The sequence below is a fragment of the Pseudolactococcus yaeyamensis genome (assembly GCF_054658615.1).
On the sequence record NZ_BAAGGP010000112.1, the window covers coordinates 1 to 7,109 of the forward strand.

At 40.3% G+C, this 7,109-nt stretch carries 7 protein-coding genes; all 7 read left to right on the forward strand.

Annotated elements, in window-relative coordinates; genetic code table 11:
* Nucleotides 1-221 precede the first annotated feature (221 nt).
* Entirely contained in the window at nt 222-824 is a 603-nt protein-coding gene (locus ACYQ21_RS14100) for a hypothetical protein (RefSeq protein WP_460059182.1), read from the forward strand.
* A 147-nt stretch (nt 825-971) separates the two neighbouring features.
* A complete protein-coding gene (gene murC / locus ACYQ21_RS14105; protein WP_460059184.1) occupies nt 972-2,306 on the forward strand; it encodes a UDP-N-acetylmuramate--L-alanine ligase in 1,335 nt (444 codons plus the stop codon).
* Nucleotides 2,307-2,391: 85 nt separating this feature from the next.
* The gene (locus tag ACYQ21_RS14110) at nt 2,392-2,880 is read left to right on the forward strand and encodes a GNAT family N-acetyltransferase (protein ID WP_460059186.1); all 489 of its coding nucleotides are present in this window, start codon (nt 2,392-2,394) and stop codon (nt 2,878-2,880) included.
* Between the two features lie 158 nt (nt 2,881-3,038).
* Complete coding sequence (locus ACYQ21_RS14115; protein WP_460059188.1) at nt 3,039-3,974, forward strand: class I SAM-dependent methyltransferase; 936 nt, start codon at nt 3,039-3,041, stop codon at nt 3,972-3,974.
* A gap of 78 nt (nt 3,975-4,052) precedes the next feature.
* A complete protein-coding gene (locus tag ACYQ21_RS14120; protein ID WP_460059189.1) occupies nt 4,053-5,246 on the forward strand; it encodes an acetate kinase in 1,194 nt (397 codons plus the stop codon).
* 226 nt (nt 5,247-5,472) lie between these two features.
* Nucleotides 5,473-6,192, forward strand: a complete 720-nt coding sequence (pyrH, locus tag ACYQ21_RS14125) for a UMP kinase (protein WP_460059190.1) — start codon at nt 5,473-5,475, stop codon at nt 6,190-6,192.
* A 30-nt stretch (nt 6,193-6,222) separates the two neighbouring features.
* Complete coding sequence (gene frr / locus ACYQ21_RS14130) at nt 6,223-6,780, forward strand: ribosome recycling factor (RefSeq protein WP_460059192.1); 558 nt, start codon at nt 6,223-6,225, stop codon at nt 6,778-6,780.
* Nucleotides 6,781-7,109 lie beyond the last annotated feature (329 nt).

The following is a 7,109-nucleotide window of genomic DNA, read 5'->3' on the forward strand; positions in this document are numbered from 1 at the left end:
CGCGGATCTGTGACGCTTTCTAAATACGCGTAGATTTCGTACATCATGAACTCCCTTAATAGCTTTTCTTTTACTTTAACATAAATAGAGATACTAGGGAATTATTTATTTCATGCGTTTGTCGTGAGAAATTCGTGTAAGCCGAGACTATTCTTCAAAATTTTGGTACAATGTAGTTGGTGTTAAAACATTCTTCAACTCAAGTGAAAGTAAGGCCAATTATGGAAAATTCGTATTACAAAAATAAAATCACATTTCCGATTATGCCCGATGAAGCAGTGTTGACGTCGGACAATCGGGTGATTATGACCAATCGACAACTTTTAATCAAAAATCCTGATGCATCGCTCGAACATTTTGAGCCATCTGCTGGGGGCAAGACAACTGATTCGCCAAATATGATGTCAGAGCTGATGACTGATGAAACTCAAGCAAACTCTTTTGAGATGCGTCGCCAAACGCCAACGGTCAATGGCAAACGACCACTGAGCAAAAATTTCAAAGCATCAGCAAATTCCCTGCCGATTAAGAAAAAATCAACCTTGGTTGAGGATGCCAGAAAGCGTGCACGTGAAAATGCGGTGGCGCCTAAACCTATCAAACCTTATGTCAATCCATTGGAAAGAGCATCGGCAGATGAATTAGGCATCAAGGGTCTGGTCAATAAAAAAGTTGCCGAAACGCAACATTCATTGGGCAAATCAGTCTCTGGTTTTGACAAAGCAGCAGCACATGAATCTAAGAAGTCGTTATTTGATGATTCGAAACAAGACTATTTTGCGAGTAAACACCAACACCGTGATGGTTTTGATACGGTTGATTAAAATAAGATAGTCAAGTCGTCACAAGGTAGATAATAGGAAGGAATAGAGTTGTGTTAGGCTTAGGAAGTTCGTAGTTACTGAAAGTTTCAAGAAAATTTCAGTAATCCTGTCCCGTTGCCCAACCCAATTTTTTTAAAGAGTAGACAAATGTCACAAAAAACGTATCATTTTATCGGAATCAAAGGTTCAGGGATGTCAGCACTTGCCCTCATGCTCCACCAAATGGGTCACAAAGTTCAAGGGTCGGATTCAACAGATTACTACTTCACTCAACGTGGACTAGAGCAGGCAGGTATCCCACTTTTACCCTTTGATACAAAAAATGTCATGCCAGATGTCGAACTTATCGTTGGCAATGCCTTCCGAGATGATAACAATATCGAAGTGGCTTATGCCAATAAAAACGGCTACCACTTTGTCCGCTACCATGAGTTTCTTGGTCAGTTCATGACTAATTTTACATCTATCGGTGTCGCTGGTGCGCATGGTAAAACATCAACAACTGGTCTTTTAGCGCATGTGATGCGTCACGTGACAGACACGTCTTATCTAATCGGTGATGGCACAGGTCGTGGTCCTGCAGATTCTAAATTCTTTGTTTTCGAGTCTGATGAGTATGAACGTCATTTTTTACCTTACCATCCTGAGTACACAATCATTACTAATGTCGATTTCGACCATCCTGACTATTTCACAGGTATTGATGATGTTTTTGACGCCTTCCAAACCTATGCTAAACAAGTTACTAAAGGTGTATTCGTTTATGGCGATGATAAATATCTGCAAAAAATAAAGGCTAATGTGCCAATTTACCGTTACGGTTTCTCTGACAGCGATGATTATATTGCCAAAGATGTGACGCGGACAACAAGTGGCTCAAAATTCACAGCCTATTTCCACGACCAAAAAATCGGTGAATTTGTCGTGCCAACATATGGTAAACATAATATCTTGAATGCCTTAGCAGTTGTTGCTGTCACACATCAAGATGGTTTTAATGCCGAAGAAGTTGCCAAATACATGGCGACATTTGGTGGTGTTAAACGTCGATTCACTGAAAAACGAATTGGTGACCAAGTCATTATTGATGATTTTGCGCACCATCCGACTGAAATTGAAGCGACGGTGGACGCAGCGCGTCAAAAATATCCGGATAAAGAAATTGTCGCTGTTTTTCAGCCACACACTTTCACACGAACGATTGCCCTGATTGATGAATTTGCGACAAGCTTAAACCAAGCTGATGCTGTTTATCTGGCACAAATTTATGGTTCAGCGCGTGAAGTTGATCATGGTGATGTCAAGGTTGAAGATTTAGCTGTAAAACTAGAAAAGCCAGCCAAAGTCATCACTGTTGACAATGTGTCACCTTTACTGGATCATGACAATGCTGTCTATGTCTTTATGGGTGCTGGTGATATTCAAAAGTATGAATACGCCTTTGAAACACTTTTATCACAACTGACAAGTAATGTTCAGTAAACTTAACTGAAAAAATAAAGACAAACGCCAATTTCAACTCAAATTGGCGTTTGTCTCATCAAAATAAGATAAAAAGGGGAAAGAGATGATTATCCGACAGGTTATGCCAACAGATTTAGAAGTTGCTTACAAGATAGAAGCTGCTAATTTTTCAGAAGCAGAAGCTGCTAATTATGAGACAGTTAAGGTTAGGATTGCTAAAATTCCAGATACTTTTTTAGTGGCAGAAATTGACAGTCAAGTTGTAGGTTACATTGAAGGTCCCGTGATTTGTGCGCGTCATTTGACAGATGCTCTATTCCAAACAGTAGTAGAAAATCCAGCAACAGGTGGCTACATTGCGGTAACCAGTTTGTCAGTGGCAGGTGACTTTCAGGGTCAAGCTGTTGGCACGACATTAATCGCAGCTTTAAAAAATCTCGCATGTGAGCAGAAGCGTGAGGGGATTACTTTGACTTGCCACGATTATTTAATTCCCTATTATGAAAAAAATGGTTTTACTAACGATGGGCAATCTCAATCGGCACATGGTGGTGCCATCTGGTATGATATGGTTTGGGAAACAACAGTTTAAAACAAAAAATCTCGTAGACCATCCAAGCCTACGAGATTTTTTAGGGAGTTATTATGAAAAAATATTTTAGGAATGACTTAAGTATAACCAAGAAAGCTTAAACAAGCCTTAAAGTAAAGCTTAAAGTTTGATATCAGGATTATGGTATAATAAAAGTTATGAAAATGGAAAAAATCGAAACGGCATTTGGTCTGTTATTAGCCAATGTTCAGCAACTTGAAACACATTTAGCCACACATTTTTACGATGCTTTGATTGAGCAAAATGTGAGCTATCTTGGTAAAGCTGTCTCGGATGACTTGCAACAACGTAATGAGCAATTGCGAGCACTCAATTTGACAAAACTAGAGTGGCAAAAAGTCTATCAATTTGCTTTAGTAAAAGGTGCAAAAGAAATGCACTTGCAAGCCAATCACCAATTAACACCCGACGCGATTGGCTATATTATTAATTTTATGATTGAAATCTTGACAGCGAAAACGAGCTTGTCTATTTTGGAATTAGGCTCTGGGACAGGCAATCTAGCTGAGACATTATTGACTGGGATGCCAGATAAAGTCCTAGCCTATACTGGTTTTGAAGTTGATGATTTGATGATTGATTTGTCGGCTAGTATCGCTGATGTCATGCAGACCTCAGCCCAATTTTTGCAGATAGATGTCGTGCGACCACAAGTCATTGAACCTGTTGATTTTTTGGTGTCAGATTTACCAGTGGGCTATTATCCTGATGATGCGATTGCCCAACGTTCAGTTGTTGGCAGTCAGACTGAGCATACTTATGCCCATCACCTGCTGATGGCGCAGGGGTTCAAGTATCTTAAAGCAGATGCTTATGCTATTTTTATCGCACCGAGTGATTTGCTGTCTAGTCCGCAAGCTGATTTGTTGAAAAAATGGTTGCAAGATTATGCCAGCGTCTCTGCTGTGATTACCCTACCAGAAGACATCTTCACTGAAAACCATGCCAAGGCAATTTTTGTTTTTCAAAAGTCTGTACAAGGAAAAGTGCCCTTTGTTTTTCCTTTAACCAGTCTGACGAATCCTGAAATTGTGCAAAATTTCATGACGCAATTTCGTCAAAATGTGATATAATTTAAAGGAAAACGTTTCCAAGAGAAACAGTTCGTCTAGCGAACTAATTAAATTTCAAGAAAACTAGGAGATTAGAATATGTCAAAAACAATTGCGATTAATGCTGGTAGTTCAAGTCTTAAATGGCAGCTTTATCAAATGCCAGAAGAGACGGTAATAGCTAAAGGTCTGATTGAACGGATTGGTTTGCCAGAGTCTGTTTCGACAGTCAGCTTTGATGGTGATAAACATGTCACAGTAAAAAATATTCACAACCATACAGAGGCTGTGGCGATTTTAATGAATGATCTTAAGCATTTGAATATCATTGCTCACTTTTCTGAAATCACTGGGACTGGTCACCGTGTCGTTGCTGGTGGTGAACTGTTTAAAGATTCAGTTTTGATTACCAATGAAGTGGCAAAACAAATCGAAGACTTATCTGATTTGGCACCCTTACATAACCCAGCCAATGTTGCGGGTATCTATGCTTTCTGTGCTTTATTGCCAGAAGCAACGCATGTCGCTGTTTTTGATACCGCTTTTCATTCGACCATGCCAGCAGTTGCTTACCGTTATCCTGTGCCAAATGACTACTATGATAAATACGCAGTTCGGAAGTATGGAGCGCATGGCACGAGTCATATGTATGTGGCACAAAAAGCAGCTGAGTATCTCGGTAAAGCACCAGAAGAGCTTAAACTGATCACAGCGCATATTGGTAATGGTGGTAGTCTGACAGCTATTGATGGTGGTAAATCAGTTGATACGTCTATGGGCTTCACACCGCTTGCAGGTGTCATGATGGGCACACGGACGGGTGAATTAGATGCCTCAATCATTCCCTACATCATGGCCAAAACAGGTATCACGGATGTGGCTGAAATCATTGATATTTTTAACAAAAAATCAGGTCTAGCAGGCATTTCTGACATCTCATCAGATATGCGTGATATTATCTCAGCTCGCGAATCAGGTGATGAAAAAGCTACCCTAGCTTTCGATATGTATATTAACCGACTTCAAAAGTATATCGGTCAATACTTGGCAGTTTTAAATGGTGCGGATGCGCTTATCTTTACAGCAGGCATCGGTGAGAATTCAGATGTCGTTCGGAAAGCAGTTGTTGATGGTTTATCATGGTTTGGCTTAGACATTGACGAAGGCAAAAACGTTTTTGGTGCGGATGGGATTATCTCAACACCAGATGCTAAAGTAAAAGTACTGGTCATTCCGACAGATGAAGAATTGGTCATCGCACGTGATGTTGAAAAATTTAAAGCGCAAGCTTAAACAATAACGAAAACTTCCTTGACGTGATATAGCGTGGGGAAGTTTTTGTTTGCGATTAGGTGCAATCAAGATTTTTAACTATTGTTTGACTAGACATGAAAGACATTTGCTAAATGCTGGTGTTATCAAATTACCCGAGAAAAATGCTTGAGTTTTTCAAAAATCGTCAATTTTATGGTAAAATGGATAGGATAAAGTATGAAATGAACAGTATGAAAGGTGAATTATGTCTCAAGTAAAATATAAACGTGTCCTCATCAAACTTTCTGGAGAAGCGCTTGCGGGTGAACGTGGTGTCGGTATTGATATTGCGACGGTTGAGGAAATCACTAGTGAACTAAAAGAAGTTCATGATTTAGGGATTGAAATCGCCTTAGTCATTGGTGGTGGTAATCTGTGGCGTGGTGAAGCAGCAGCTGCGGCAGGGATGGAGCGTGTACCGGCTGACTATACTGGGATGTTGGGTACGGTCATGAATGCCCTTGTCATGGCAGATGCGTTGGAGCGTGCGGGTGTGACAACACGTGTTCAAACTGCGATTAATATGCAACAGCTGGCTGAACCTTATGTTCGGGGTCGGGCTTTGCGCCATCTTGAGAAAGAACGTATCGTGATTTTCGCTGCTGGAACTGGGTCTCCTTATTTTTCAACGGATACGACGGCTGCGCTCAGAGCCGCTGAAATTGGTGCAGATGCCATTCTCATGGCTAAAAATGGGGTTGATGGGGTTTACAATGATGACCCACGTACCAATGCGGCAGCGATTAAATTCGATGAATTGACCCACATTGAAGTGCTGAAACAAGGCTTGAAGATTATGGATTCAACGGCTTCTAGCTTGTCTATGGATAACAATATCGACCTTGTTGTCTTTAACCTCAATGAAACAGGTAACATCAAACGTGTCGTTCTGGGCGAACATATCGGAACGACTGTGTCTAATTAATTTTGAAGGAAATATAAAAGGAAGACTATCATGACAAATGACATCGTAACAACGGCTCAAGACCGTATGAAACAATCTATTGACAGCTTGCAACGTGAATTTGGTAGCATTCGTGCTGGCCGTGCTAATGCGAGCTTGCTTGAACGCATCACTGTGGATTATTATGGTGTACCAACATCTTTGAACCAATTGGCGGGGATTTCTGTGCCTGAAGCGCGTGTGCTTTTGATTACACCGTTTGACAAAACAGTGATTAAAGATATCGAAGCCGCATTGAATGCGAGTGATTTGGGAATTAATCCTCAATCTGATGGGAATGTGATTCGTTTGGTAATTCCAGCTCTGACTGAAGAACGTCGGAAAGAATTAGCAAAAGAAGTGAAGAAAACAGCTGAAGGTGGTAAAGTAGCGATTCGTAACATCCGTAAAGATGCCATGAATGATGCTAAGAAATCTGAAAAAGCAAAAGAAATCACTGAAGATGAGTTGAAAACACTTGAAAAAGACATTCAAAAAGTGACAGATGCTGCGGTTAAAGAAATCGACCAACACACTGCTAATAAAGAAGAAGAACTTTTGACAGTTTAAGTATTATAGAACCGCACAGATCATTTGTGTGGTTTTTTGGTACTTTCGAGCGCACACAACTCTGAACGACTGTCAAGAAACAGTCTGCTTTTTATGTTATAATCCCGAGTTTGACAGTTAAAAATCAGAAAAACACTATTCCGCCTTGTGATATAAGGAGTTATAGCGTTTTGTTCTCAATTATTTTTGTTGTATACACACTCCTCTTGCGAATTGTCTCAGCTCCTCTAACGCAACATACTGTTTCTCCCAATCAATTTTAAGTTGCTTATTAAGCGCAAGGAAATCTTCATTGCCAAATACTTCCCAATAGCCTTGCGATAGCTCCT